Source organism: Hyphomonas sp., from assembly GCF_022844445.1.
Taxonomy (GTDB): Bacteria; Pseudomonadota; Alphaproteobacteria; order Caulobacterales; family Hyphomonadaceae; genus Hyphomonas.
Map to the genome: position 1 here is coordinate 37,185 of NZ_JALHLS010000016.1, position 26,823 is coordinate 64,007.

At 63.9% G+C, this 26,823-nt stretch carries 20 protein-coding genes; 7 read left to right on the forward strand and 13 right to left on the reverse strand.

The window, feature by feature from the left end; translation table 11 throughout:
- Positions 1–10: 10 nt before the first annotated feature.
- Entirely contained in the window at positions 11–457 is a 447-nt protein-coding gene (locus Q0C17_RS15410) for a thioredoxin domain-containing protein (protein ID WP_291208149.1), read from the reverse strand.
- A 14-nt stretch (positions 458–471) separates the two neighbouring features.
- Positions 472–1,746: an FAD/NAD(P)-binding oxidoreductase gene (locus Q0C17_RS15415; protein ID WP_291208151.1), complete on the reverse strand. Its 1,275-nt coding sequence runs from the start codon at positions 1,744–1,746 to the stop codon at positions 472–474.
- A 140-nt stretch (positions 1,747–1,886) separates the two neighbouring features.
- On the opposite strand from Q0C17_RS15415, the gene Q0C17_RS15420 reads away from it, so the two are divergent.
- The 3 genes from Q0C17_RS15420 to Q0C17_RS15430 are packed head-to-tail and all read left to right on the forward strand — an operon-like array spanning position 1,887 to position 6,548.
- Positions 1,887–2,954, forward strand: coding sequence for an efflux RND transporter periplasmic adaptor subunit (locus Q0C17_RS15420; protein WP_291208153.1), 1,068 nt, complete (start codon positions 1,887–1,889; stop codon positions 2,952–2,954).
- Entirely contained in the window at positions 2,951–6,229 is a 3,279-nt protein-coding gene (locus Q0C17_RS15425) for an efflux RND transporter permease subunit (protein ID WP_291208155.1), read from the forward strand. Before Q0C17_RS15420 ends, Q0C17_RS15425 begins: the two co-directional genes overlap by 4 nt.
- A complete protein-coding gene (locus Q0C17_RS15430) occupies positions 6,207–6,548 on the forward strand; it encodes a metalloregulator ArsR/SmtB family transcription factor (protein ID WP_291208157.1) in 342 nt (113 codons plus the stop codon). Before Q0C17_RS15425 ends, Q0C17_RS15430 begins: the two co-directional genes overlap by 23 nt.
- A gap of 52 nt (positions 6,549–6,600) precedes the next feature.
- On the opposite strand, the gene Q0C17_RS15435 is transcribed toward Q0C17_RS15430, so the two are convergent.
- From Q0C17_RS15435 to Q0C17_RS15460, 6 genes are all read right to left on the reverse strand, one after another.
- Entirely contained in the window at positions 6,601–7,908 is a 1,308-nt protein-coding gene (locus Q0C17_RS15435; RefSeq protein ID WP_291208159.1) for a type II toxin-antitoxin system HipA family toxin, read from the reverse strand.
- Positions 7,905–8,264: a helix-turn-helix transcriptional regulator gene (locus Q0C17_RS15440; RefSeq protein ID WP_291208161.1), complete on the reverse strand. Its 360-nt coding sequence runs from the start codon at positions 8,262–8,264 to the stop codon at positions 7,905–7,907. The genes Q0C17_RS15435 and Q0C17_RS15440 overlap by 4 nt, the downstream gene beginning before the upstream one ends.
- A 315-nt stretch (positions 8,265–8,579) precedes the next feature.
- Positions 8,580–9,578: a phytanoyl-CoA dioxygenase family protein gene (locus Q0C17_RS15445; RefSeq protein ID WP_291208163.1), complete on the reverse strand. Its 999-nt coding sequence runs from the start codon at positions 9,576–9,578 to the stop codon at positions 8,580–8,582.
- Positions 9,578–10,228 carry an acyl-homoserine-lactone synthase gene (locus Q0C17_RS15450; RefSeq protein WP_291208165.1) on the reverse strand — a complete coding sequence of 217 codons (651 nt, stop codon included), beginning with the start codon at positions 10,226–10,228 and terminating at the stop codon, positions 9,578–9,580. Before Q0C17_RS15450 ends, Q0C17_RS15445 begins: the two co-directional genes overlap by 1 nt.
- Before the next feature lie 74 nt (positions 10,229–10,302).
- Positions 10,303–11,031, reverse strand: coding sequence for a LuxR family transcriptional regulator (locus Q0C17_RS15455; RefSeq protein ID WP_291208167.1), 729 nt, complete (start codon positions 11,029–11,031; stop codon positions 10,303–10,305).
- Positions 11,032–11,190: 159 nt separating this feature from the next.
- Positions 11,191–11,589, reverse strand: a complete 399-nt coding sequence (locus Q0C17_RS15460) for a helix-turn-helix transcriptional regulator (protein WP_291208169.1) — start codon at positions 11,587–11,589, stop codon at positions 11,191–11,193.
- 191 nt (positions 11,590–11,780) lie between these two features.
- Here Q0C17_RS15460 and Q0C17_RS15465 point away from each other — a divergent pair, with 191 nt between their 5' ends.
- The 4 genes from Q0C17_RS15465 to Q0C17_RS15480 all read left to right on the forward strand — a co-directional run bounded on the left by Q0C17_RS15465 (position 11,781) and on the right by Q0C17_RS15480 (position 16,089).
- Positions 11,781–13,160: a tetratricopeptide repeat protein gene (locus tag Q0C17_RS15465; protein ID WP_291208171.1), complete on the forward strand. Its 1,380-nt coding sequence runs from the start codon at positions 11,781–11,783 to the stop codon at positions 13,158–13,160.
- A gap of 187 nt (positions 13,161–13,347) precedes the next feature.
- Positions 13,348–13,482 (forward strand): hypothetical protein, encoded by a 135-nt coding sequence (locus Q0C17_RS15470; RefSeq protein WP_291208173.1) that lies wholly within the window; start codon positions 13,348–13,350, stop codon positions 13,480–13,482.
- Positions 13,483–13,582: 100 nt separating this feature from the next.
- Positions 13,583–14,272 (forward strand): lasso peptide biosynthesis B2 protein, encoded by a 690-nt coding sequence (locus Q0C17_RS15475; protein WP_291208174.1) that lies wholly within the window; start codon positions 13,583–13,585, stop codon positions 14,270–14,272.
- Positions 14,273–14,286: 14 nt separating this feature from the next.
- Positions 14,287–16,089: an asparagine synthase C-terminal domain-containing protein gene (locus Q0C17_RS15480; RefSeq protein ID WP_291208175.1), complete on the forward strand. Its 1,803-nt coding sequence runs from the start codon at positions 14,287–14,289 to the stop codon at positions 16,087–16,089.
- A gap of 15 nt (positions 16,090–16,104) precedes the next feature.
- Here Q0C17_RS15480 and Q0C17_RS15485 read toward each other — a convergent pair whose 3' ends face one another.
- The 5 genes from Q0C17_RS15485 to Q0C17_RS15505 form a co-directional block, all read right to left on the reverse strand.
- Positions 16,105–18,759, reverse strand: coding sequence for a prolyl oligopeptidase family serine peptidase (locus Q0C17_RS15485; protein WP_291208177.1), 2,655 nt, complete (start codon positions 18,757–18,759; stop codon positions 16,105–16,107).
- Between the two features lie 7 nt (positions 18,760–18,766).
- On the reverse strand, positions 18,767–21,514 hold the full coding sequence (locus tag Q0C17_RS15490) for a TonB-dependent receptor (protein WP_291208179.1): 2,748 nt from the start codon (positions 21,512–21,514) through the stop codon (positions 18,767–18,769).
- Positions 21,515–22,065: 551 nt separating this feature from the next.
- On the reverse strand, positions 22,066–23,580 hold the full coding sequence (locus Q0C17_RS15495; protein ID WP_291208181.1) for an EAL domain-containing protein: 1,515 nt from the start codon (positions 23,578–23,580) through the stop codon (positions 22,066–22,068).
- Between the two features lie 2 nt (positions 23,581–23,582).
- Positions 23,583–24,119, reverse strand: coding sequence for a heme NO-binding domain-containing protein (locus tag Q0C17_RS15500; RefSeq protein ID WP_291208183.1), 537 nt, complete (start codon positions 24,117–24,119; stop codon positions 23,583–23,585).
- A 350-nt stretch (positions 24,120–24,469) separates the two neighbouring features.
- A complete protein-coding gene (locus Q0C17_RS15505) occupies positions 24,470–26,803 on the reverse strand; it encodes a TonB-dependent receptor (protein ID WP_291208185.1) in 2,334 nt (777 codons plus the stop codon).
- Positions 26,804–26,823: the final 20 nt, after the last annotated feature.

Consider the following 26,823-nt stretch of genomic DNA (forward strand, 5'->3'; position numbering starts at 1 on the left):
CAATTGAAAGTCAGGCGAGATTGAAGGAATTACGGATCCAGGCGTCCAGAGCCGGACCGGTCTGGGCGCCGGGTTGGTTTGCAACGAGCCGGCCGCCCTTCCAGCCCATCAGCGTTGGCACGCCGCGAATCTGAAGGCTTGCCGCCGCATCCTGATTCTGGTCGGAATCCAGTTTGAAGAACCGCACCTCCTCCGCGAGGCGCCCTGCCGCCGCGTGATAGTGCGGCGCCATCATCCGGCAGGGTCCGCACCAGCTTGCCCAGATGTCGAGCAGGAAGGCCCCGGTGTCCCTGGACTTCAAGGCGGCCAGCTGTTCGGACGTGATGTCGACCGGTTCAGGCGTTGCAAGCCCCTTGGCGCACCGGCCGCACTTCGCGTGGCGCAGTGTCTTCTCCGGCGGCACCCGGTTCACGGCGCCGCAGCCAAGGCAGAGGATCCTCCTGTCGTCACCAGCCATCTCCACTGCTCCTTTCAGTGCGCCTTGATCTTGTGTGTCTTGATAAGCCCGAGCACTGCGTTTTCGTAGAAGGTTTCAGATTTTCCGGCCTTTACCTTGCCGATGAAGTATTTCTCGAAGCCGACCTTTGCGGTGTGGACCCACCCTCCCGACCCGGACCAGTTTACATTGCGCGGCGGTATCTGGGGCTGGGCGACGAAGGCGACACCTTTGTCGCCGAAGTCGGCGAGGCAGATTGCGTTCCAGGTCGCTTCGTGTGTGGGCGCTTTGCCCCGGACGATCTGGCCGAGGTTCTCCGCAGTCGCCGTGACCATCGATTCGATCATGAAGCCCGTCTTCGGAACACCCACCGGAACGGGCGTCTTGCCGATGGGCGGGATCGCGATGCAGACGCCGATACCGAAGATCTCGGGATACTTCTCGTTTCGCTGATGCTTGTCGGTCAGGATGAAGCCGCGCGGATTGGAGAGGCCCTCAATGCCGCGCACAGCGCCAACACCCCGGAAGGCGGGTAGCATCATGGAGAACTTCATCGGCAATTCGTGAAGCTGCTTGACGCTGCCGTCCTCCGCCATTTCTTCCACGATCATCTTACCGGGCTCGGCCCTGACCACGCGGGCGTTGGTGATCCACTTGACATGGCGCTCGCGCAGTTCGCTTTCGAGCAGGCTCTTGGTGTCGCCGACACCGTCGAGGCCAAGGTGCCCGATATAGGGCTCGGATGTGACGTAGGTCATCGGCACGCGGTCGCGGATCTTGCGGCGGCGCAGTTCGGTCTCGATGATCATCAGCGTTTCGTAAGCCGGCCCGAAACAGGAGGCGCCCTGTACGGCGCCGACGATGATCGGGCCTGGATCGGCGCAGAACGCCTCGAACGCGGTGTGCGCCTGCACGGCGTGGTCGATATGGCAGACCGATTGCGTATGCCCGCTGGGGCCGAGACCTTCAATCTCGTCGAAGGCAAGTTCAGGACCTGTGGCGATTACGAGATAGTCGTAGTCCACTTCCTGTCCACCGGCGAGGCGGACACGTTTCTTGTCTGGCTCGACTTTCTCGGCTTTGCCGACGACCAGTTCGATATGCCGCTTCTTCATCGGCTTCGCGAGGTCGACGACGATATCTTCCCGTTCCCGCCAGCCGACGAGGACCCAGGGGTTGGACGGCACAAACTGATAGAACGGGTTTTCGTTGATCACGGTCACGTCGTCTTCGGGTCTGACCGATTTGCGGATTTCATAGGCGGCGATAACGCCGCCCAGGCCCGCTCCAAGCACCACAATCTTTGCCACGTCATTGCCTCCGATAGGTAAGATGCATTTGGCGTATTTTATCATTTTATAATATACGTATAATTCCGCATTGCGGATCGGCGCAGATTGCCACGATCTGCCGGAATGGCCGTGAAAGCCTCGATTGACGGGAGTGAGCGATGAACAAGCAGGACAGGAACATGCGGGTTCGCAGCCCTTCCAATCCACCCCTCAGGCCCAACGCCTCGTCCGGGATTGCGCGGCACGGCTGGATTTCGGCGGCGGCCCTGCTGTTTGCTTTCCCCGGCCTCGTCCAGGCTCAAACGATAACGGTCGAAGAATCGGTCGTCATTGACTACCGCCCGGTGATTGCGCGGATCGAGGCAGGCGACACGGCGACCGCCCGGTCCCGGCTGCAAGGCGTGGTAACCCGGCTCAATGTCGTGGAAGGCCAGATCGTGAAAGCCGGCGACCTTGTGGCCGTCGTCACAGATAGCACCCTGTCTCCCCAGCTCGCCGCGCTCGGCTCGAACATCGAGGGCTTGAAGTCGCAGGTGAAGCAGTCCGAAAACGACATCACGCGCAACGAGGGCCTGCTCGCACAGGGCTTCTATCCGAGGGCCCGCCTGGATGAGGAGAAGACCTCTCTCGATGTCCTGAAGCGAAGCCTTGCGTCCGCCGAGGCAGAACGGCGCGCGCTGTCGGCCCGCGAAGCAGAGGGGCGTATCCTGGCGCCGGCCAATGCGCATGTAACCGATGTCAATGTGGTCCGCGGATCCGTCGTCTCACCCGGAGATGTGCTGGCAAGCTTTGCAACCGTGAACGGTGTTGTCCGGCTCGCGCTGCCCGAACGCCACGCCGCGACCCTCACGGAAGGCGAGTCGATTTCCCTGCGTCTCCCCTCTCGCTCGGACGTGATCCGGACCGCAACGATCATCAAGATCTATCCGGAACTGAAGCAAGGCTCGGTGATCGCCGATGCCAAGGTTGAGGGGGGGCTCACGGCCCTGTTCGGTGAGCGTGTCGACGTGCTCGCGCCGGTCGGAGAGCGCCGTGCGGTGCGGATTCCCAAGGATTATGTATCGACCCGTTTCGGGGTCGATTTCGTCCGGGTCCAGGTGGGCGAACGGTTCATCGATGCACCGGTCGCCCTGGCCGCGCCGCTGGTGGATGCAGCCGGGCAGTTCGAAATTCTCTCGGGCCTGAAGCCGGGTGACCGGATCGAGAAGCCGGAACAACGCCCATGAAAACCGACCTTTCCGGCGGGATCACGCGCGCGACCATCCGCTCGCCCCTGACACCGCTCTTCCTTCTGTCGGCGCTGGCTGTTGGCCTGATCGCCCTGCTCTCGATCCCGCGGGAGGAAGAGCCGCAGATTTCGGTTCCGATGGTCGACATGATGGTGTCGGCGCCAGGCCTCAGGGCAGCAGACGCGGTCGAGCAGGTGACAAAGCCGCTCGAGAGCATCCTGATGGCGATCCCGGATGTGGAGCATGTCTATTCCCAGACCCGGGATGACGGCGCGCTGGTCACAGCGCGATTTGCCGTGGGTACGGATGCGGACAATGCCATCCTGCGGGTCCACGAGAAGATTCGGGCGAATCTCGACAGCATTCCCTATGACGTTCCCATGCCGCTCGTGGTCGGACGCGGCATCAATGATGTTCCTATCGTCACGCTGACACTTTCCCCGGACGCGTCGACGGGTAACATCTGGAACGATACCGCCCTGCGGATGCTCGCCGACGAGCTGCGCAACGAACTCACAAAGGTAAAGGATGTCGGCCTGACCGACGTGATCGGCGGGCGGGCGCTGGAACTTCGGATCGAGCCCGATGTCCAGGCCTTGTCGGCGCAGGGCGTTTCCTTGCAGACCCTGGTGCAGAGCGTGACTGCGGCCGCCGCTGCGCTGCCTTCGGGACGGGCACACCAGGACGGCCAGTCGCTGATCATACAGGCCGGAGACCGCGTGAACGCGGTTCATGAACTCGAACGCCTTCAGATCCGGGGCGCCGGCGGACGGGTCGTCTATCTCAGCGACGTCGCCAATGTCCGCGTGACCGGCGCCGAAACAGATTCCCGCGTCTGGACGATCCAGCCGGATGAGACAGGGAGCCTGGACGCAAGGCCCGCTGTGACCGTCACCCTCGCCAAGCGCCCCGGGGCGAACGCCGTCGTGGTAGCGCAGGCCGTCCTTGACCGGCTGGCCTCCCTCAAAGGCCCGTTGATCCCTGAAGGCGTGAACGTCGAGGTCACGCGCGACTACGGCGCGACAGCCAACCACAAGGCCAACGAACTCCTGTTCCATCTCGGGCTCGCAACCGTCTCGATCGTGGTTCTGATCGCGTTCAGCATCGGATGGCGTGAGGCGCTCGTGACGCTGATTGTCATTCCGACAACCATCCTGCTGACTTTGTTTGCGTCGATAATGATGGGCTACACCATCAACCGGGTGAGCCTGTTCGCGCTGATCTTCGCCATCGGCATTCTTGTCGACGATGCCATCGTGATCATCGAGAACATCGCCCGACATTGGGCCATGAACGATGGGCGCGGACGCACCGAAGCCGCCATCGACGCGGTCACCGAAGTCGGCAACCCGACCGTCATCGCCACCCTGACCGTGATCGCGGCGCTCCTGCCGATGATGTTCGTATCCGGACTGATGGGCCCGTACATGGCGCCCATTCCGGCGAATGCGTCGGCGGCCATGGTTTTCTCCTTCTTTGTTGCGGTCGGCATCGCGCCCTGGCTGATGATGAAAATCGTCAGCAGCGCGCCGGCTAGCGGCGGAGAACACGCGCACGCAGGCGAGACACGCCTTAGCGGCTTCTACCGCCGGATTGCATCACCCGTGGTCGCGTCCCGGAAGAATGCCTGGACATTCCTGATTGTGGTGGGGGTCGCAACGCTCCTGTCGCTGTCGCTGTTCTTTACGCGGGCCGTACCTGTCAAACTGCTCCCCTTCGATAACAAGTCCGAAGTCCAGGTCATCGTCGACCTGCCGGAAGGCGCCGCGCTTGAAGATACCGAGCGTGCGCTGCTGGCACTGGCGGACGCGATTGCGCCCGTCGAGGAAGTGAAGACGATACAGGCTTATGCCGGCACGGCTGCGCCGTTCAATTTCAACGGCCTCGTACGCCACTATTTCCTGCGCGCCAGCCCGGAGCTCGGAGACCTCCAGGTGAACCTCACCAAGAAGGAAGAGCGCAGCCGTGCGAGCCATGAGATTGCGCTGGAACTGCGCGAGCGTGTGTCGGGCGTGCCCCTGCCGGAAGGCGCACGGGTGAAAGTGGTCGAAGTGCCTCCCGGCCCTCCCGTCATCTCAACCCTCATGGCCGAAATCTACGGCCCGACGCCTGAAGCACGTCGCAAGACAGCGGCCATCATCGAACAGTTTTTCGTCGAGACCGACTTCATCGTCGACGTCGACAATTCGATCGGGGAGTCTGCGCCGCGCCTGACCTTCGGAATAGACGAGCCGAGCGCTGCTGATGCCGGCGTGCTGCAGTCCGACATTCTCGACACGATCAACCTGGCCTTTCACGGACAGACAGTCGGCGTCTCGCCGCGCGGCGAGGGCCGTGACCCGCTCAACATCCGTGTCTACCTGCCGCGCTCGGAGCGCAGCTGGTCGCAGCAGACGGCAGCAACGCCGGTGCCGCGCCGGCTTGCCGGGACAGATGCGTCACCCGCAGAACTCGGCGAACTCGTGGACCTGCATGAGGAAGCCGGATCCCTCACCATATTCCGGCGCGACGGCCACTTTGCCGACATGGTCCTTGGCGAACTCGCCGGACGCTTTGAAGCGCCGATTTACGGCATGTTCGAGATCGAAGCTCGCATCAAGGCATTCGACTGGGCGGCTGAAGGCCTCGAGATGCCCTCGGTCAGCCTCTATGGTCAGCCAGCAGATGAAACGCGCACCAGCCTGCTGTGGGACGGCGAATGGGAAGTGACCTATGTAACCTTCCGTGACATGGGCCTCGCCTTCGGTGTCGCGCTGATCGGGATATATATCCTCGTGGTTGCCCAGTTCGGCACGTTCCGTGTCCCGCTCATCATCCTGACGCCCGTTCCGCTGACGCTCATCGGCATCATGATCGGTCACTGGCTGTTCGGCGCGGCCTTCACGGCGACATCAATGATCGGCTTCATCGCCCTGGCCGGCATCATCGTGCGCAACTCCATCCTCCTGGTGGATTTCATCCGGCACAGGAGCGATGATCACACGCCCTTGCGGGACGTGCTTCTGGACGCGGGCGCGATCCGGTTCAAGCCGATCGTACTGACGGCCGTGGCCGCCATGATCGGGGCCGCCGTGATCCTGACAGACCCGATCTTCCAGGGGCTCGCAATCTCCCTTCTGTTCGGGCTCGCCTCATCCACGGCCCTGACCGTGCTCGTGATCCCTGCAATTTATGTTGCCTTGCGAGGCCCGGACTGGTTACCCGTCAAGCCGACATCAACCGATACCCCAGCCGCCACAGGAGACGGGCTTGCCGACGCGATCGAAGCATGAATTTGACGGCGCACTCGAAATCGTCTCGAGCCGCGCCTCAGAAGCCGCAAGCACGCTCAAGGCAATGGCGAGCGAGACGCGGCTCATGATCCTCTGCGCCCTGAGTGCCGGGGAGCTGCCTGTCCATAAACTTGCCGAGATAACAGGCCAGTCGCAGTCGGCGGTCTCCCAGCATCTGTCCAAACTGCGTGCGGCAGGCCTTGTTGAGAGCCGGCGTGATGGCCAGACCATCCACTATCGATCCTGCGCCGGGATTGCCCGCGATGTGATTGATACGCTGTGCCATCACTTTACGGGAACGCCTCCGCAAGCGGGATGACTGGAGACGCCGGGCGCCCGGCACAGGTGCTGGAAGATGCCCTTGGGCAATTTCAGGCAAACAGCTCACGGCGCTGGGCGCGCGCGATGCGAAGTATATCCGCTTCGGGAACGCCTGCGTCCTGCGCGAAGCGGCGCCAGGCGCGAACCGCAGCGGACACATCGGACAGGATCGCTTTCGCCCTGGTCCGCTTGACGCCGCCCACGCCGGCAAAGGTCATGAGGTCTTCGGCCTCGAACCCATCCCTCTTCCCGTTGAGGCTCATCTGGTGCTGGCCCGTCCAGACACCGGAGGGATTATAGGAATAGGCCATGTCAAAAGCCGGCGAGAGGCGCCAGGCCCCGTTGCGGTCCATGAGGAAGGCGATGTTCTTGACGTGATCGTCCTGGTTGCGGGCGACAACATTGAAGAACGTCCTGCGCACCTGCCGCTCGATATCTGCCATGGGCAGCCCGAGGCGCCGGATTGCCTGGAGCGCCTGCTCATAGGCGTAACCGCCCGCGATGTTGAAGTCATAATGCATGAGCGCCCCGAGCGACTGCATGTGCAGCTTGCGTCCCGTGTCGGTGCGGTCGAAACGCTTCGTCATGAAATGGGCGCGGCCGCCTTCTTCGTGCAGGCGGCACAGTTCCATGTCGATTCCAGCATCAAGCGCCATCAGGTAGTAGGCATACTCGATCCGTCCGAACCCCTGCGGGTCAGCAACTTCCCGGTCCCGGTTACCGTGCACCCCGTCAAACTTCATCAGCCAGTGGCTGAAGCCGCCGCCTGCCGGGGCCTGGCCGGAGCGAAACGCACCGGTCTGCGGGTTCCAGGCGAGGACGGCCTTGGCGCGCGCGCCGCCTGCAGAGGTGCCCACCCGCAGGATGTCTTCGATCGCCTGCTGGTCATCGACGCCTGCGAGCTTGCCTTCAAGCGCGATCCGGTCATCGAGGACGCGGTTCGCAAGATCAACCAGCGCCCCGATTTCGACCGGGCGCGAGGCCGTGGGCGCCTCGCTGATCAGCGGCTTGAACTCAAGGGCGCCCATGCCGCGGGTGCCGGTATAGCAGAGGCGCTCCACAGGCGTGAAACTCCCGGGCTCGCGTCCGCGCCGGGACAGCCAGGCATTGATCAGTGTACTGCCGAACTTGTCCGGCAGGCTGTCGGCCAGCAGGCCCGGCAATCCTTTGAACGTCTCCCGCGACAGCGACGGAAATTCGTAGGGCGCATCGGACAAGGGCATCATCAGGGGCGCTACTTCGATGCCGGACCGGGAGAATTCCGGGGTGTACTGGAAGACGCCGATGCCGCGCCCGGCAAGCCAGGTGACAGCGCCGATATCGCTGCCCCAGAGAATGACGCGGGCAGTATCCGTCATTGTCCGCTCCCTTCGTCGCCCCACTTCCATTCGGTGGGCGCAGCGCGTTTGCCGCTGGCACGCCGGCGCTCTGCGCCGTCCAGCCGGACCCGCTCCACAGGCCGGACAGCCGGATCGGGGAGCAAGGCGGCGAGATGGTCGGCCAGGTTCAGCGCCTGCATGATGCGCAGGAAGGAATCGAGGGATATCGGCTTGCCATCGGCGAGCCGCGTCAGCGTGCTGCGGGACACGCCCGCCTCGGCGGCAAGCTCGGCCTGGCTGATATTGCGGCTGAGCCGGATTTCATCGAGCCGTTGGCACAGGGCTTCGATGATGGCTTGGCTCGACGCCGTCGAGAAATCCACCTTATGCGTCACTCTTGAAGCCCAATCATCGAAACCAAGCGTTATTGCATCATTTATAAAGCACTATCTCACCTAAAAGGACAATACGATAATGCGTCTATTTTGATGCAAAAAGTAGTTATTGGCCATTAATGCGTGACTAATGAAGCGTTGCACCACACGGGCCCAATCCACTCACGCGCCCTTTGACGCCCCTGGGCGCAGACAGGGACATGGATCGGATACCCGGAAATCCCACCCGGCCGATCCTGCCCGGTCGCACTCTAGCTGCCGGCGAAAAAAGATGTCGTCTCCGCCTTGGCCGGGCAGCCCGCCAGCCACACCCAGCTAGCTGTCTTCCGGCAGCCTGAACAAATCGGCCAGCCGCATCTGCGGCCATGGCTTCGGCCACACAACAGGATAGTCCGCCGCAAACAGGCGGTCCCCATCCTTCAGGGTGTGCGAGACGCCCACCTGCGCGATTGCGCCCGGCCGGTCAAAGTAGCGCGCCCGGTCTCCGCAATACCGCAGCGACACCGCCCGCCGCCAGCTGCCTGTCGGATTGCCACCTGCTCCGTGCACGGTTTTCACGTGGTGGATGATCACATCACCGGGCTCCACGTCGAACGACACAATGTCATACTTTTCCGGCGCACCTTCTATGTCCGGGCAGCGTTTCTCCGGTGAAGAGGCAAAAGGTGTCTGCGAGACGAACACGTTAGGTGCATAGGTCTCGCCCCAAAGGTGCGATCCGCGCACATACTGCATGACCCCGTTCTCGAGGGTTGCCGGATCGAGCGGAATCCAGACCACGACACACTGGTCGCCTTCGATCTGGAAGTAGGCGAGGTCTTGGTGGAACGCCGTCTTCTGGCGCGTATGCGGCGCCTTCACAAACGTCGTGTCTTCCCAGAAATTGACGTAGGCCGCGTCCATCAGATGGGCGGCGATCTCCGGCAACGCGGAATCGAACGCGACCTGGCGCACGCCGCGGTCATGCTTCCATGCGGCAACATCATAGAAGAACATCCCTTCGCCGTGATCCCCGGGCGCTTCCTGCAAGGGACGCGCCCAGGCATCCGCGCGCACCATGTCCTTCATCCGCCTCATGTCGAACCTGTCGGCGGCGCCGGTCTCGACCGGCCGGCCTTCGTCCCAGACCTGCCGCGCCAGCGCTTCAAAATCATAGCCCGTCCTCGAAACGCCCAAGGCCGCAATCTGGCGATCTACGGCGCCCCTCAGGTGACTGATCTCTTCCGGTGTCAGCGCATCCCGAAGGCAGAGGACGCCGTCCCTTATGAAAGCGTCGTAGTCAGCGCCCGATACCCGTCCGTTGAACGCCGGCATCAGACGGCCCTCTCGAACTGAGCGGCGATTTTCGGCGCCATATAGGCTGCCACGATCGCCTCGGCATTCCGGAGCCGGTCAAGCTGGCGGTCCAGCGTTGCGAGATCGATCTGAGAGACTGCGGCAATCCAGGCCCAGTCGCCTTCGCTGCGCCGCGGCAGGCCCAGGGGTTCGGTCCTCCAGACCTTCTGGACAAGATTGTAGAACTTCTGGTGAGTAAGCCAGCTGAGACGCGTTATTCCGTGGTCGATACAATAGACCGTCAGCCCGATTCCGAGCCGGCACCTGACCTCGAAATCCTCGACCGGGTCGCGGAACTTAGAACGCTCCGTCACGTAGCGGGAGCATTCCCAGACATCCGGGCCAACCGGCCAGGGCTGCAGGTCGCAATAGTCGGCGAAGAGATCGCTCAGCATGTGCGGCTGCGTCGTCGGATTGAGGCGCACGCAGGCGACCACCTCGCCGTCTTCATTCTGTACAAGGACATAAGCCGTCTCGTCGGTATCAAACTGGTCGGCTTCGAAACCGGCGCGGCTTCCCGGTATCTCCCACCCCCATTCGCAGACAACGACCCGGTGGCGCATCTCATGCATCGCCTGGATGAGTCCGGCATGCTGACTTCGGCTGCCCGGAGAAATGATCTTGAACATCAAACTGCCTCCCTTTCGGCAGGCCGAATGTGCGCGCCATACGTCTGCGCGTAATGTCCCCTTTCAGGGACTTGTCATGGAAAGATGAGATGGCGCGCGATTGCAGTCGCAACGATATGGGCCCTGTTGACCGCTTGGAGCTTGGTCCCTGCCCGCCCCAGCGTCTTCTTGACCGTGTCCTCCTCGACGCCAAGTATCCTTGCAATTTCCCAGTTCGACTTGCCGGCTGCCGCAAACTGGACGCACTCGGTCTCGCGGCAGGAAAGCTCAGCGAGCCTCTGGTAGGGAAAGGGACCGAGCATCGCTTCAAGATGGTAGTAGGCTGTCTGGCATACGATCTCGAGTTCAGAAACCTGGAGTACCGACAGCTCCGTCTTGCAAGGGCCGCCCAGTGAGACGCCGCCCGATATGCTCTGCAAAGCGTGCATCGGAAACATCATCCCGTGGGTGATGCCGTAGTCATGGACCATGTCGACGACCCTGCGGCCCATGCTGGAGGCATGCGCCCGCGCCTCGGCCCAGGTGAACGGGCGTTTGGAGCGCAGGGCGCAGAGCGCGATCGGATCATGCAGGATCGCCATCTGGCTGCGCCGGCGGGCTTGCAGCTCCTCGGGCCAGTCCGAGACATAGAGGATGTCCTTGAGCGGCACATTGGCCGGATTGACGAGCTGGCCAAGGAAGATCCGCTCGAACCCATACCCTTCTATGAACGAGGACAGCGCAGCGATCGTGGCCCTCGGCGTTTCGGCCGAGTTGATCGACCGGATCGCCGCAAGGACAGCAGAACCATCATAGTCGCGCATGCGCCTGCTCCTGTGCCAGCCATGATACTAGACGATATTTCTATCTTGACAAGAACACGATTGCGCCCGTAGACTTCAAACAAACAACCGGAAAAACCGTCCGCCTGCTGAGTATATGGGCGCCTCTTTCGCGCCGCGAGGCAGCAGGCCGTCGCGTGGTCAGGTGTCCGACGACAAGGCTTTCAGGACCTGGACCATCTGGCGGAGCGTCTGTTCCGACTGGGACCGGTTCAGCCAGTAGCTGCCTTCGGTGCGCAGCTCGGCAAGGATGGCGTCTTTCCGGCTCGTCGCCTTCGAAACCGCCTGGGCTTGCGCGAGAAAAAGCGCCTCGATCGGGACGCAGAGGGCGGCGGCAACATTGCAGAGCGTGCCGGCGCTGAGCCGGTTCATGCCAGTCTCATATTTCTGGAGCTGCTGGTGGCTGATGCCAAGCTCACCTGCAAGCTGGGCCAGGGTGAGGTTGCGCTGCGTACGCAGCTTACGGACATTCTCGCCCACCAGCCTGTCCACATCAGACGGCGAACGCGGGCTGACATTTCCGGGTCCGGTCTCCTTCATCTTCCCCTCCGCGACTTACCTGAAACAGTAGGTACACCCATCAACAATCGTAAGTCGCAAATCGTAACCCGTCTAGGATGGGCTGCACGTGCGCGCGCCGCGCGTGAAATTCTCAAGATCGCTTTGGTTGCTTTTTATTTCTATTTATAATAGATACCAAAATCGAGACACTTGAATCAAAACGAACCCTCATGGCCAGCGACAAGGAACACACCGGAGCAACAGGCGAGGCGCCCGATGACGGATTGCATGCCGGACTGACGCTGATCAGGGCCGGCGAGCCTGCTGCCGCGCTGGCGCCGCTGGGCCGGTTCCTGTCGGTGCGGCCAGATCATACGCTGGCGCGCTACGCTTTTGGCGCTGCCCAGCTGCGCGCCGGCTGTCCGGCGGCCGCCCTCACCAGCTTCGACCTGCTCCTTGAAAGCAAGCCGCACCATGAAGGCGCAGCCCTTGGCCGCGGCCTGGCGTTGCAGGCTCTGGGCGACCGGGAAACTGCCTTGAATGTTTTCCGTACACTGACGGCTTCCAACCCGCTTTCCTGGCGGGCCTGGAACTCGGTTGCCGACCTTTCTCCGGACGAGGCCGAGCGCACGATTGCGATCGACGCGGCCGCGGAGGCGCTGGCCTGTCTGTGCCGGGACACGGATCGGCCTCGGTGGCGGCTGGACGCCGCCGCGCAGGCGCTGATGGCCGCGCGCCGGCCAGGTGACGCGGCCGCGCTCTTCAGCGGCCGCGCCGGACGGGTCAGCGGCGCTCCCATGGCGAGCCTGCAGCTTGCCCGGGCGCTCTATCAGGACGGGCGCTTCGCCGAAGCCTATGCTGAGGCTTGCCGGCTGCTCGGCGCCCTGCCTGAACCTGCAGCCGCCGGCAGGCAGCCGCACACCTTCCATCCGGGTGCGGCCACGCGCGCGCTGATCGATATCCTGGACATCCTGTCGGCTGCCGGGATCACGGCGTTCCTGGCGGCCGGCACCCTGCTCGGCTTTCACCGGAACGCAGGCCCTCTGGCGCACGACCGAGATCTGGACATCGGTGTGATCCGCGAAGCGTCCGGCGGCCCGGATATCGCCGGCGTGCTCAGAACGCACGCCGCGTTGTTCCTGCCCCGGCCGGCACGGCCGGGCGACCGGTATTTCGGAATCCGCCACAGGGGCGTCGCCATAGATATCTTCGTCCATGATGCGGATGAAAGGCACGTGACCTTCGGGGTCAGCGACCTGCCCGGCGACATCCAATGGCGCCTGCCCGCCTTCGGGCTCGCGCAAGCCGGCTATGGTGGCCGGACCTGGACCGTCCCTGGACAGGCGGAAGGCTACCTCGCCGCGCTTTACGGGGCGAGCTGGCGTACCCCGGACCAGGTCTTCGCGTCGGCAGTCAGTTCGCCGGCCCTGTTCGGCACCGATTGCCATGTCCGCGCTTATTATGCGGCGATGCGGGCCCGCGCCGCCCTGCTCGCGGGCGACAGAAAGAAGGCGGCAGGCCTCCTGCGCCAGTCACCCCTGCCTTTGTCCTGCAGCAGTCCTTCCATCGTGCTTCCTCGCTGGGCCGGACCGGACCTGGGAGACAGTTGAGCCGAGGCAGGATGCCAACACTAACGCGTAGCGCTGATCCGGCCGGATAAGCGCCAAAAGCGGCTGCGCAATGCATTGATTCATTTAAGAAATTTAACCTTTGCGCGCATTGACTCTACTTATGGTTGATCACATTCTCCGCATGTCGCCCGGCCAGCGACACTCACCCCAACAAAGGAGAATGATCATGGATACTGATACCAAAGACCATCCGGCCACGGATGAACTTGAGCCGGTCGCCCTCGGCTCCGCCTCGGAAGAGACGCGCGGCGGCCTGCAGGACGGGGTCGAATTTGCACTCGGCCCCAACTCGCGGATCTGAACGGTCCAGGCGGAAAGGGGAGCGTCATGCTCCCCTTTCTTTATATCCATCCCTCCGCCCGGCGGCGCAGGTCGACCGGAAAAAGAACGCCCGTATACAGATGACAGATCCGGTCTCCCTTTCAGATAGCCTGCATGCCTGCCTTATCGGCGATACCTGGGTCCTCCTGCAAACTGTCCAGGACCGGTACTTTGTTCTGACCGGACACCAGGCGCGCTGGTTTTCCGAGATTGCAGCCGGTACGCCGCGCGCCCTGTGCCCGCAGGCCGCCGCCTTCGAAGAGCGCCTTTGCGCGCGCGGCATCCTGCCGAGGCCGCTTCCGGCCGGTCACCAGATCGCCGAACCCGGCGAAGCAGGGTCTTTCGAAAACCTCCCTGAGACGCCCGGCGCGCCCATCCGGTTGCAGGATGCCGCGTTGTTCACGCGCACCTTCCTCGCGCTTTGCCATCTCCAGGATCCGAAGCGGCGCAGGCTGGACCGCCTCCTCGCCTCGGCCAGGCGGTGGAAAGACGGCGCCAGAAGACGGCGGCGCGCGGAGACCGCGAATACAGCCTGTCTCACCCGCACTTTCCATGCGCTGACGCCCTGGTTCTTTTCATCGCATGACGCCTGCTTTTTCAGGAGCCTGATGCTGGTCAGGTTTCTCAGTCGGTACGGTATCGCCGCCGACTGGACCTTTGGCGTACGCGTCTCTCCCTTCCGCGCCCATTGCTGGGTCACCTGCGAGGGGTACCTGCTGACCGAGGACCGGGACAGCGTGGCCGGGTACCGGCCCATCCTGACTGTCTGAGCAGGCTGGCCGCGATGTCTGCTTTCATCGCCCTGATCTGGGATCCCGAATGCCCCGAAGCGCTGGATGAGGCGCGCGGCCTCATCGAAGAGCCATCCCGGCAGCCGCCCATGACTTTCAGGTCGGATGTGGCCGGGCTTTACGTTGCCGATCTTTCCGCCCCGCTGGCGAGGGCGCAGCTCCTTGCGCTCGGCGGAGCCGGCGCGGTGTTCGGCCACCTGTTCACCCGTTCAGGGACGCTGCGGCCGGCCGCCTGTCTGCAACAGGTCCCGCCGGACGCCGCCGCCGCAATCCGCGCCTCGTCTGGCAGGCGCCTCCTGACGGATTTCTGGGGCAGTTATGTTGCCTTTGTCCGGCACGAAGACACGCTGACGGTCCTGGCTGACCCGGCCTCGTCCATCCCCTGCTTCTACACAAGGCGCGGGCGTGTCACCTGCGTCTTCTCGCACCTGGAGCGGTGCCCACGCGCCTGGCGGCGCGGGCTCAGTATCAACCGCGCCTTCGTTTCCCAGCTCCTTGCCTATGACAAGATCCAGAACGGCGCGGCAGGACTGAATGAGGTCCGCGAACTCCAGGCAGGTTTCTGCCTCGCGGTGTCGGGTTCGGGCTCCGAGGCGTGCCTCGCCTGGGATCCTCGCGAACTGGGGCGGCAACCGGACCGGCGTCCGGCAGCAGAGGCCGCTGATGAACTCAGGGCAACCCTCCGCTTCGTCGTGCAGAGCCATGCGCTGAGCCTGCCTAGCACCGCGCTCAACCTGTCAGGCGGCCTCGATTCAGCAATCTTGGCGGCAATGCTGTCGGACGGCGGACAACCACTCGATGTTGAGGGCGTGCACTTCGTGCTGGGCGGCGGCGATCCGGCCGAGACCGAGTATGCCCGCTCCGTCGCCGCCGTCCTGGGCCTGCGCCTCATTGAACGGGCCGTCGACCCGGCGCGCGGCCTTCCGTCCCCGGAACAATATCCGCCGACGGCGCGTCCCTACCGGGACTTCCTTGGGCTGGCAGCGCCGGACGCCGGCGCCGCGCCGGGCGGGCGTGTTGTGTTCACCGGCCAGGGCGGCGACCATCTCTTTCTCGAGACACGCTCACCGCTCCTGTTTGCAGATTACCTGCGCCGCTGCGGACCTGGCAGAGAAACCCTGAGAGTCCTGCAGGACGCTGCGCGCCTGTCTGGTCTGTCGGTCTGGCAGGTCCTGCGGGAGGTCCTGCCTGTCGCGGCGCGCGGCGAGGAAGACGCGCGGGCGCGCCTCGCCGGCCTCACGGACCGGCAGACCCGCATCAACCGGCACGCACATGCCGGGCTCGACCCAGCCGAACTCCTTCCGGCCTGGGCCCGGCGCCCGGACGGTGTCGCGCCGGCAAAGTTCCGCCAGATCATCAGCCTCGTCCACATGGCCCAGATCCGGAATGCGCTGCCGGCGACCGGCGCCGCGCCGCTTGTGCACCCCCTGATGTCGCAGCCCTTGATCGAGCTCTGCCTCAGGCTGCCCGCCGATCTGCTTTGTACCGGGGGACGGCCGCGGGGACTGGCGCGCCTTGCGATGAAAGGCCTGCTCCCTGACGCCGTCCGCCTCAGGCAGTCCAAGGGAGACGCCTCCCGCTTCTTCGTCCAGCAGATCACCGCCAGCCAGGCCCTGATTTCAGAGACGCTCAGGGACGGGGAACTGGTCTCCAGCGGGTATGTGGAGCGTCAGGATATAGATGCCTGCCTCACGCCGGACGCCTACCGTACACAGACGTTCGGGCGGATGATCCTCGTCTACTATGTCATCGAGTGCTGGCTCAGGCGCTGGAGAACCGAACTGGGCGCCCGCTGAACTGACCGCACGGCGTCAGTCAGGCGGCTGCTCCTGTTCAACGGGCGCAAGATCCATGTGTTCTTCGAGGAAGGCATCGATCCGCCTCCACAGGTCCCGGATATTGTCCGGAGAAGACAATCCGTGCCCCTCCCCCCAATAGCGCACATAGCGCGCTTCCTTGCCGGCGCGGTAGAGCGCGCCGAACATTTCGTCATACTGGCCCATGTCAAAGTAATCAAAGTCCGAGTGGACGAGGAAGACCGGCGCACGCACACGGGCCGCCTGCGCGACCGGGCTCGCGCGCACATAGAGTTCCGGCGCCACGAGGGGCGTGACCCCGAATCCGAACGGACAGAAGTGCGACGCGCCTTCGCCGAGGCATTCATAGCGCCACCGGTTGTCTCCGCCGTTCTGGTCGAGATGAAAGTAGCGCATCAGTCCGCGCGCGCCGAAATAGTGGCTGAAATAGTCCGCCCATCCATTCATCGAGAGGATGGCGGCCGGCCGGCCCGACTGGACGGCGGCAACCAGTGCAGCGATCCCGCCCTGGCTCGCGCCGTAGATGACGACCCGGTCCGCATCGGCGTACCCTTCCGCCGCCAGGGCGTCGATGGTCTGGTCGATGAGCGGGCCGAGACGGCCGAGCGGATCATCCGGCGACCGGGCAAGGTCAAGGGGCAATGGCGGGCGGACATAGATGAAGCCGCGCGCCGCCCAGATGTCACCGGCCAGCGCATCCGCCCCCGGCCTGTCGGTCATCGTCCGGCAATCGCCGCCCGTCCCGGTGGGGTAGAGCTCCATCAGGACCGGATAGCGCCGCGACGGCGTGAAGCCAGGCGGCAGCAGAAGGCAGGCTGATACCGGTCGCGGCGGGGCGCCCTCCTGGCCGGGCAGGACATAGTGCACCATCCGCGTCATCGGCGCGGCGACCGCATTGAGACGGGAATTGATCCGCGCCAGGTCATCGCCCTGCCCGTCCCCCTGAAAGAGGACGAGCCGCGTCGCGGCCCCGTCCCGGAACGTCGCGAGCACGGCGTCTGCCGCGCGGGAGGCCGCCAGGACACGTCCGCCCGGCTTCGGCAGATCGTGCCGCCATCCCGGAAGAGGAACTGACCCGGGACCGACCTCTCCGACCGCGATGTCATGGCCTCCTGCGTCCTGCAGGACCAGAAGCGGCGCAGGCGTCAGGACGCGCCGGGTCAGCCGCGGCATGGGAAAGGCCTCGCGGGACCAGGCATGCTCCGCATCCGGACGATAGTCCGCAAGCCGGGCTGATCCGGCAGGCGAAAGGTCGAAGCGTGCCGGGAGCGTTCCCGGCATCAGCCGGTAGGCCGCGTCCTCCGAAAGGGCGACCACAGACGCACCGGTTTCCGCAACCAGCTCTGCCCGCGGCATCGGGACCCCCGAGGAAAGGCTTGCTGCGGCGCGGCCCGGCCGGAGCAGGAACCAGCCCGCTGAGCCGGCCGGCGCCGCCGCGCCGTGAACGATCAGCCCGGCCTCCAGCAGGACCGCGCGGGCAGGCCCGGGCCACCAGCGGAAGGCGGGGTCGGCGATGCCCGGCGTAGACTGGAATGGGCTGGTCGTCGCCGCGACAGGCCGGAGCGTGTCCCTGTCGAAAACGAAAAACTGCCCCGCTTCCGGCGCCTCGTCCCGGCTCCAGCCGAAGACGGCAAACGCACCGGAATCCGCGCGCCAGGTAAAGGATCCCGGATCGACATGGAACGGCGCGTCGAGTTCAGAGAGCGTACCGGTGCCCAGATCGAGCATCCGGAGCGCATACCGCCGGTCAAAGATCGGATGGGTCTCACGTGCCACCGGCCCCGCCTCTGATGGCGGGCGCGCCCGCTCCGAGACACGCGCCGTGAGCAGGAAGCGGCGATCCGGCGACGCGAGCGCCCCGGCATGGCGTCCGGACGCCAGGATCCGGACTGTACCGGTCGAGAGATCAAACGCCGCGAGCGCGCCTTCCGCCACTTCGTCCGAGCGGTCGCCGGAGGTGCTAAGGACTTCCGACGCCGTCACGCCCCTGCCCGCCCAGGCCGCGGTCCAGGCCTCCCAGAGAAAGGTCCCGGCGGCGCCGCGACTGCGCATCTCGGAACCGGGCTGGTCGGGCCGGCGCACCGGCATCACAAACGTCGTCTCCGAGACCCATTCCAGCCGCTCATTCCATTGCAGGCCGGCAGCATACCGATCGCGAATGTCCGGCATCGGATCAAACCGGACACAGTCATCAGCGCCCAGCCGGCAGGCGGCGAGCCGCAGCCTGCCCCTCCGATGCTCCATGACAACTACGCGCGTGCTGTCCGGGGACATCCCGAACAGGAAATTGGTCACTGCCGGGTCGAGGCCGGGCTGCAGCCGGGGCGGGCCGGCCGCCTTGAGGTCCTTCAGCCAGAGCTGGTGTCCGCTGAGGCCGCTGGCCCGCATCCAGTAAGAATAGTCCGACAGGGACGCATAGGGTGGCACAAGGTTATAGGCGAGCCACCGGCCATCCGGCGAGAATTCCGCCCGCCCGATATACTCCGCCGACAGAGCATCCTCGACAGTCGCCGGCCGCTTTACCTGCGCCTCTACCGCCGGAATGACCGCCGCGCACCCTTGCACCAGGAGGAGAAGGACGCAGGCCGCCCTTGCCGGGAGCGACCGGAAGGTTTGCCTGGCAGCGCGTTGGTGCAAGGGCGGGTGCATGGCGCGATCAGAAAGACTTGCGGATGTCGAACGCGATGAACCGGCCGAGCGGCGAGGCGTTTGCCGGATCATAACCCGTGATCCCGGGCCCCGTCTGGGGCGGCGTCGCCGGCGGCGCGCGGTCGAAGAGGTTCTGGGCTGACAGGCCGATGACCGTATCGCTGAGCCATCCGGCGCCCGGCCCGAACCGGTAGGACAGCGCAAGGTCGAGCGTTGTCCAGGACCCGATCGGACGCGCCGCTTGGGTACTGTCGGTGGCATAGCTGTCGACATAGTTGGCAAACAGCGTGCCACTGAACGCGCCGCGGGCGAGCCCGAGCTGCCCGCGCAGGTGCAGGTCGACGGGATTGAACAGCGTGTTGAGGGTATCGACCGTCGGCGTCGTGTCAGAGGCCCGGCGGCTGAAGTCCAGGATGTAACTGGCATTGAGCCTGGCTGTCAGCTGCCCGACATCGGCATCCATCTCATAGGCCGCCTCGACATCCAGACCGCGCGTCTCGGTCGAGGCAAGGTTGCGCGTCAGCGAGACATTGTTGATGAAGCCGATATTCTGGATCGCCGTGGCGCCGCCGGCAAACGTCACGGGCCGGTTGAGCGAAGCCAGAACCGCATTGATTTGATCCGCATCCGGAAAGAAGATCACTGTGCCTTCCGGGAAGAGGCCTGGATTGGCAAAGGCGAAGCCCGGCGCAAAGTTCGCATTGAGATTGCCCGGGACCGGCGTGACACCGAGCCGGTCCTCGAAACGGATATCGTAATAGTTCCCGCTGAACTTCAGATCATGACGACCGGCAACATGGTCCAGATCGAACCCGGCCGTGAACGTGCGGGAGGTCTCCGGTCCGAGATTGGCCGCGGTGCCTGCCGTGATCAGGTAGTTGACGCCCGCCAGTGACGGGGCCGGCAGCGGAATGTTGAGGAGTCCGCGGATGAAATCATACGGAAGCACACCGACGCCCCGGTCCAGCGCGCCGGACTGGCCGAGCTTTGGCGGCGCAAAGGATGTACTGTAGGAGGACCGGATCTTCAGGTTCTCGACCGGCGCCCAGAGGATCCCGGCTTTCGGATTGGTCGTGGTCCCGAAATCGGAATAGTCGTCATACCGGCCCGACAGGTTCACTTCGAGACGGCGGATCCCGGGCACGGCATTGTGTTCGGAAATGACCGGGACATGGATCTCGCCGAAGAGGGCCGCAACGTCTCGCTCGCCGTCCCGCAGGACCGGCATACCGACCTGGCGGGACTCTAAGGTCTCATTGCGGAACTGGCCCCCGACCGCGGCCCGGACAGACCCCGCCGGCAGGTCGAACAGATCACCATTGGCGACCAGCCCGGCCGACCAGAGCGCGGAGTCCGTCAGGACCCGGACGGGTACGCCTAGCGCCGGCCGGACAACCTGCTGGAACTGGTCACTGCTGATTTCGCTATAGCCGCCTTCAAAGGCCAGACCCCAGCGATCACTGAGCACGTAGTCCGCCACGAGGCTGGCCGCGAGACTTTCCGATCCGATCTCGTTGTCAGCCACTGTTGTCGTGTTGGCGATCCCCACCGTGGAATTTCTCACGTCGCGGTCGGCATAAAGCGCAGTGGCAGACAGCTTCAGCCGGCTGCCGAACTGCTGGCTGCCGGACACGATGAGGCTGCTGCGCGTCTGCTCGGGCAGCAGGTTGATCGCGTCGGCAACCGTGATCGCGCCGCCGTTCACAAGGGTCGGCGCAGCAATACCCGGGCGGTCAGACAGTCCCAGACTGTCGCGGTCCTGGTATTCATAGGTCGCCATCAGGTTGCCGCCGGACCAGGCGCCGCCGAGCGTCTGGCTAAGCCGTGTTTCGGCATGATCGCCCTCGGTCACGGATCCGTAGCGCAAGGAAGTTTCCGCGCCTTCGAAATCTTCCCGCAGGATGAGGTTGACGACTCCGGCGACCGCATCACCGCCATAGATCGAGGAGGCGCCGTCGGTCAGGACTTCGATCCGGTCGATGGCGGTTGCGGGGATCATCGACAGATCCACGAAGTCCCCGATGGTCGAGGTGGGGGCAAGACGCCCGCCGTTCACCAGGGTCAGCGTCGCGCCGGTACCGAGCCCGCGCAGGTTGGCACCCGTCGCATAGGTATTGTTGCGCTGCGAGTTGCCGTCATCGGGCAGGCCACGGGTGGTGAACTCTGTCGATCCGCCGCCGAAATTCTGCGGCAAGGTGCGCAGGAACTGTTCGGTCGTGGTCACGCCTGAACCGAGGATGTCATCGCGCGTGAACACCTGCAGCGGCGAACTTTCCGGCGCGATCCCGCGCAGGCGTGTGCCGGTCACGGTGACCCGGTCAATCCGCAGGTCCGCCTCCTCGTGCCTGCGCACTTCATCTCCGTCGGAGGGCCGGTGCGGCACGGTCCGGGATACCTCATCCGGTTCGGGCGCGCTTGCCGGTGCCTCGATCCGCAACACGCCGCCTCTTCCCTGCGTAACCTTCAGGCCGCTTCCCGCCAGCGCGGCGCGAACGGCCGCCCCGCCCGCATACCGGCCTGCCAGAGCCGGCGCCATACGGCCGGCGACGAGGTCTTCAGAGAAAATGATGGGTGTTCCCGTCCGCAGGCTGATGGTCCGGAGCGTGTCGCCCAGCGGTCCGGCGTCAATCTGCACGTCCGCCGTGTCGGCGTCCCTGGCCGGCTCCGCTGACGCAGCCTGCAGGCCGGCGCAGATGACCGCCGCAATCACGGCCGCGCTCACCCGTCGGTACTTCTGATAATCCGTGAACCCCATATTGCCCTCCGCATGTGCCCTGCGCCATCAGCAGCGCAGGTTTCGGGGAGAACAACGGACGAGGGTCGCAATTCGTAACCTCTTGCAGACTTGAAAAGGAATGCAGGGCTATGGAAAAAAGTGCGTGCTGAGACCGCCTGCGCTGAGCGTCCTGCACGCCGCCCTCATTCTGAAAGACAGGACTGTTCAGGCAAATGCTTGCTAACTGGCCTCGACTACAGTGCCCCCCCCTCGAGACCGAACGCCGTGAACCGGGTGATCGATCAGCCGCTCGGGGAAGAGATTTCCGGGGTTGCCGCCTGATCGAGACCCAACGAACCGTCTACGTTCAGCTGATTGCACAGCGGATCGACGCGGCATACGTCGGCGCACCTGAACGGGTCGTCGCTGCAGCGATGCGAGATTGCCCGCGCCATCAGAACGAGGCTTCGAAACCGCGTTCTCTGCTGCGCGTTCTCCTGGCGAATTTGTGGCGCTGCAGCAACCCCGAGCGATACGCGTTCGCGTATAAAGTGATCCAATACGCGAACGCGTATAAAGCCTGCCGCAGCTCAGACAGCCTCGGCCATTCCGAATTCAGCATTCGGCAGAGCGAGCCGTCTTTCAATATTGCGCGCCGACATCGCGCGGCCGAAGAGGTAGCCTTGCAGGCTTGTGCAGCCGAGCGACTTCAGGAGGATCGACTGCATTTCAGTCTCGACGCCTTCGGCAACGATCTCCAGATCGCTGGCACGTGACCACTGGACGAGCGTGCTGACCAGCATGGCGACGCGCTCGCCGCTGTCCATGTCCGCGATCAGGGACCGGTCGAGCTTGATCTTGCTGAAGGGCAATCCGACCAGCGAGCGAAGATTGGAATAGCCCGTGCCGAAATCATCGAGGGCGATGCGCACGCCGGTCCGTGTCAGCGCCAGCAGCTGTTCGCGCACCCGGTCGAGATTTTCGATGAAGACGGCCTCGGTCACCTCGACGACCAGATGGTCGAGCGGGAACCCGGTGGCGACGACCTGGGCCGAAAAGCTTTCCGCAAAGCCGGGCACCATGAGATCGCGCGGGGATACGTTGACACAGATGTCCCGGACCTTGCCGGACCTGACCCAGGGCAGAGCCTGCTCACAGGCGCGCCGGAGCAGCCAGCGGTCGAGCCCGACACGCATGCCCATGTCATCGACAAGCGGGAAGAATTCCCCCGGCGTGATCAGGCAGCCCTGTTCCGGCCAGCGCGCGAGAACTTCCAGCGAGATGATGCCGGGATCACGGGGATGTATGATCGGCTGGAACCAGGCCTCGATCTCGCGTCTCTGGACCGCCGCATGCAGCAGTATTTCAAGTTCCTGCCGGCGAATGACTTCTGCCGAAAGCTTCTCGTCGAACCAGCGCACGCCCGGCGATTTCTCGCTGCGGCATTTGACAAGCGCAAAGTCCGCCGCAAGGCGCAGCGCATTGGTGTTCGGCGCCGCAAGATTGGTGCCGGCAGCGGCCATGGAGACTTCGATGCGGACATCCCGCCCTTCGATATGTACTGGTGCTTCGACCAGTTCGCGGAGTCTTTCTCCGAGGCTTTCCATGCCTTCGGCCTCGCGTTCGAGCACGATGGCGAATTCGGTGCCGCTGAACCGTCCGGCGATGGCAGAATGCTCTTCGGCGACAGCCTGCAGTCGCTGGCCGACCCTCTTCAGGACCGCATCGCCGCCTCTCGGCCCGATCGCAGCATTGATGAACTGGAAATGCTGGAGGTTGACGAGAAAGAGCCAGACATGCTGGCCGGCAGGGCGTGGCCGGATGATGCGCTCATCAAGAAGATCAAGCAACGCGCCGCGATTGGGCAGGCCTGTCAGCAGGTCGGTGCGCGCCATCATCAGCACCCGGTCACGCTCGACCTGAAGGTCCTTGATCTGGCGTTCGAGCGCCTCGCGGGCCTGCATCAGGGAGGCATTGACGAGGTAGAGTTCGCGCGACTTGTCCTCCAGAATACGCTCGGCTTCCTTCCGGGCCGCACGTTCGCGGGAAGCACGTTTTTCCAGAAGTTCAAGATCTGGCAGCGGGGCGGTGGGCAGAGGCGTCATGATTACCGGGCAAGTGTAAAGCGTACAGAATTCAGGCCGTCATCGCTGCGTACATCGGTCGTGATATGGACCGGTTCCCCGAATATCCGGCTGCAGCCATGAAACAGGCCAAAGGCAAGATCCTCGAGCCCGCGTGAGGACACATAGTCGATCACGAGCCGGCTATCGTCGCGCGAGACGAGGTTGAAGCGGGGCAACTCGGCATCCGGGTAAAGCTTCAGGACCTCAGCGTGGATGTGTGTGTCGACCGATTCCACGAAGTCAAAAAAGGCCGGTACCTTGAAGTGTTCGGGATAGGCCCCATGAAATGTCGAAGCGAGCCGGCCGCCAAACTCGTGGAGTATGGATTGCGGATCGCGGCCGGTAAGGCGGGCAAGCGCTGCAATCAGCTGGCCCATTTCCGCGCAGGGATAGGTCCCGACACTGGTATAGGCGCCCCCTGAGGCGAGATCACAGCTCTCGATCACCTGTTCCACGAGGGCGGGCCCGAGAGCCTCTTCCACATGTTCCAGGAACTCTGTGAATACGATACCTTTCATGCCCGCTCCTCCGCTGCTGCCAGATACCAAGGGAGGGTTTCAGAAGGCCTACCGGCACCGGCGCGATTTTCAGAAACCGACAGGAATTTCCGCGACATCCGGACGCGCCGCCGTCGTCAGGGTCAGGATGTGTGCTGCAATGGCACATGCAGATATGACTGCTGTGCACGCCGCCGTGACGCGCAACACCAATCCGTTGACGAGGGCTGCATCGACGCACGCAGGCGATCACCGGACAGCTGCAGCCTTGATGCGAAAACCTGCCCTTGCTGCACAGCAAAAAGAAAAACGCCCGGCTTCGAAAAGCCGGGCGCCTGTTCTCGAAAGTGTCAGGCTCAGACAGACCAGGCTCAGAACAGTTTTGCCCGAAGCGTGACACCGACATAGCGGTCTGCGTCGCGCGGTATGTGAAGGCGCTGTCCCGCCGAAGTGTTGAGCAGGACGTAGCTTTCGTTGAGTGCATTGCGCACATGGAAGGTCAGCCGGTAGCGGTCTTCCGCGTCGGAGACACCGAGGCTTGCGTTCAGGACGCCGTAGCTCTCCAGCGGGCCGCCTTCACCAAGGTCGGAGAACTGATCCCCCGTGTAGGCGTAGTTGGTGCTCAGATAGACCGGATAGGCCAGGATTTCCCGCTCATAGTCGAGACCGGCGTTCCAGCTCCATTCCGGTGCCAGGGGAAGACGCGTGCCATTGCGGGCATCCGGCGCGTTGGTGAGCGGGTTGGGATTGAATTCCTTCACTGTTGCATCCGCATAGGCAACACCCGCCCGCGCCGTAAGGCCTTCGGCGAGCAGGGCGATGAAATCGGCTTCGAAGCCCTGGGTCTCCACTTCACCGGCATTGGTCAGGTTGGTAACCACCGCGCCGTTGAGCAGCACGAAGTTGTTCGCCTGGAAGCCGTCATAGGTGGCACTGAACAGGGAGGCGTTGAGCTGGACCCGGTCGGCTGCGAACCGGGACTTGAACCCGATCTCGAAGCTGTCCGAGGTCTCCTCATCAATCGGGATCGCGTTTGTGGGCGCCGTGTGATTGAAGAAGACGTTGAAGGCCGGCCCCTTATAGCCACGGGTATATCCGCCATAGAGCATGAAACTGTCCGTGGCCTGATAAGACGCCACCAGCTTGCCGGAAAAGTTGTCGTTGGAGGAATCGCCCGAGGAGGTATTCGTTCCGTTACCGCCGCTGAGGAGCGTGCCGCCGGCCGGGCTGCCGGACACGCCGGGGCCTGTGGCGGGAAGGCCGGTCGCCGCATTGACGCCCGGTGCGCGGGTATGGGTGTAATCAAGCTCGTCCTGCGTGAACCGAAGGCCGGCCGACAGGGTCAGCTTTTCGGTCAGGTCATAGTCAGCCTGTCCGAACAGGGCGAGGTTATCGGCCGTGACATCGCTGCGTGACGTTGCCGTCGGGAAGAGCGTATTGACCGTGTCGGCGAGATTGCAGGGCGTGCGCCCGGTGGCCGGATCAACCGGCAAGGTCGACGCCGCGCAGCTGATGACTTCCCGCGTGAAGTCCTGCGCGTTTTCGGAGTTCCAGACAAAGGCGCCAATCTGGTAACGGAAGGCCTGATCCTGCGGCGATGCAAGCCGGGCCTCGAGCGAGTACTGATCTGTCTCGACAACGCCCAGGTCATGAAGCTGAGGCGTTCCGACAACCGCGCGCGGCAGGAAATCGCCTTCCCGGATCTCGGTATTCTTCCAGTTCCTCCAGCCGCCGATCAGGCTGAAGGTATGGCCGCCGAGGACGTCCCATTCCCCGCTGGCGGTAAGGCTGAGCTGCTCGTCCAGGCTTTCGGTGACGAGGTTATGGTTGACGACGCGCGTATCCTCGCCGTCGAGCAGGAACCCGAGTTCGGGGTCGAGCACGCCGCGCGACACACCCGTGACCTCAGCGCAGCAATCATCATCCGCCTCGAAATAGTCCGCAATCAGACGATAGCGTCCACCGCCTGCGTCATAGTCGAGGATGCCGCGCAGGCCCTGATGCTGGAACCCGTTGATCATATCGTCGTCGAACTTGTTGCGGATATTGCCGTCGAATTCGCTATAGAAGCCGGTCAGGCGGCCGGACAGGCTGCCATCGGCCGAGAGCGGACCTGCAACGGTGCCGCGCAGCCGGTATTCGTCGCCTTCAAAATAAGCGGCCGAAAGTTCTCCTTCCGGCGTGGCGGATCCGCCTTTCGACACGATGTTGATCAGGCCTGCCGAGGCATTCTTACCGAAGAGGGTGCCTTGCGGGCCGCGCAGGACCTCGATGCGGTCAACGTCCACAAGATCGATGAAAGACTGGCCGGACCGGCTGAGCACGATCCCGTCAACCACGGTGGAGACGCTCGGCTCGGCCGCGACCGAGAAACTGATGGTGCCGACACCGCGCATGACCAGAGCGCTGTTGGCGTTCGTCGTCCCCTTGCGGAACGTCACCGAGGGCACAAGGTCGCCGATATTCTCCAGGCTGCTCGTGCCGCTGGATTCGAGCAAGTCACCCGATACCGAGGTGACTGCGATTGGAACACTCTGGAGGTCCTCTTCGACCTTTTGCGCCGTCACCGTCACCGAACCGAGCACCAGGCCGGCTTCGGTTTCTGCTTCCTGCGCGGCGGCCGGCAGAGCAAAAGCGAGTGTGAAAATCGAAGTGGTCGCGGCGAGCACGCCAGCGAATACCGCAGGTTTGCGGGCATCAGACATTTGTTTTTCCTCCCAGGCGG

Bases quoted from the DNA above. Each gene is read 5' to 3' on its own strand.
- Q0C17_RS15475 (WP_291208174.1), top strand. From the start codon at position 13,583: ATGACAGATCCGGTCTCCCTTTCAGATAGCCTGCATGCCTGCCTTATC.
- Q0C17_RS15435 (WP_291208159.1), bottom strand. From the start codon at position 7,908: ATGACGGATACTGCCCGCGTCATTCTCTGGGGCAGCGATATCGGCGCT.
- Q0C17_RS15505 (WP_291208185.1), bottom strand. From the start codon at position 26,803: ATGTCTGATGCCCGCAAACCTGCGGTATTCGCTGGCGTGCTCGCCGCG.
- Q0C17_RS15500 (WP_291208183.1), bottom strand. From the start codon at position 24,119: ATGAAAGGTATCGTATTCACAGAGTTCCTGGAACATGTGGAAGAGGCT.
- Q0C17_RS15410 (WP_291208149.1), bottom strand. From the start codon at position 457: ATGGCTGGTGACGACAGGAGGATCCTCTGCCTTGGCTGCGGCGCCGTG.
- Q0C17_RS15450 (WP_291208165.1), bottom strand. From the start codon at position 10,228: ATGTTCAAGATCATTTCTCCGGGCAGCCGAAGTCAGCATGCCGGACTC.
- Q0C17_RS15485 (WP_291208177.1), bottom strand. From the start codon at position 18,759: ATGCACCCGCCCTTGCACCAACGCGCTGCCAGGCAAACCTTCCGGTCG.
- Q0C17_RS15460 (WP_291208169.1), bottom strand. From the start codon at position 11,589: ATGAAGGAGACCGGACCCGGAAATGTCAGCCCGCGTTCGCCGTCTGAT.
- Q0C17_RS15445 (WP_291208163.1), bottom strand. From the start codon at position 9,578: ATGCCGGCGTTCAACGGACGGGTATCGGGCGCTGACTACGACGCTTTC.
- Q0C17_RS15425 (WP_291208155.1), top strand. From the start codon at position 2,951: ATGAAAACCGACCTTTCCGGCGGGATCACGCGCGCGACCATCCGCTCG.
- Q0C17_RS15495 (WP_291208181.1), bottom strand. From the start codon at position 23,580: ATGACGCCTCTGCCCACCGCCCCGCTGCCAGATCTTGAACTTCTGGAA.
- Q0C17_RS15480 (WP_291208175.1), top strand. From the start codon at position 14,287: ATGTCTGCTTTCATCGCCCTGATCTGGGATCCCGAATGCCCCGAAGCG.
- Q0C17_RS15470 (WP_291208173.1), top strand. From the start codon at position 13,348: ATGGATACTGATACCAAAGACCATCCGGCCACGGATGAACTTGAGCCG.
- Q0C17_RS15420 (WP_291208153.1), top strand. From the start codon at position 1,887: ATGAACAAGCAGGACAGGAACATGCGGGTTCGCAGCCCTTCCAATCCA.
- Q0C17_RS15490 (WP_291208179.1), bottom strand. From the start codon at position 21,514: ATGGGGTTCACGGATTATCAGAAGTACCGACGGGTGAGCGCGGCCGTG.
- Q0C17_RS15465 (WP_291208171.1), top strand. From the start codon at position 11,781: ATGGCCAGCGACAAGGAACACACCGGAGCAACAGGCGAGGCGCCCGAT.
- Q0C17_RS15455 (WP_291208167.1), bottom strand. From the start codon at position 11,031: ATGCGCGACTATGATGGTTCTGCTGTCCTTGCGGCGATCCGGTCGATC.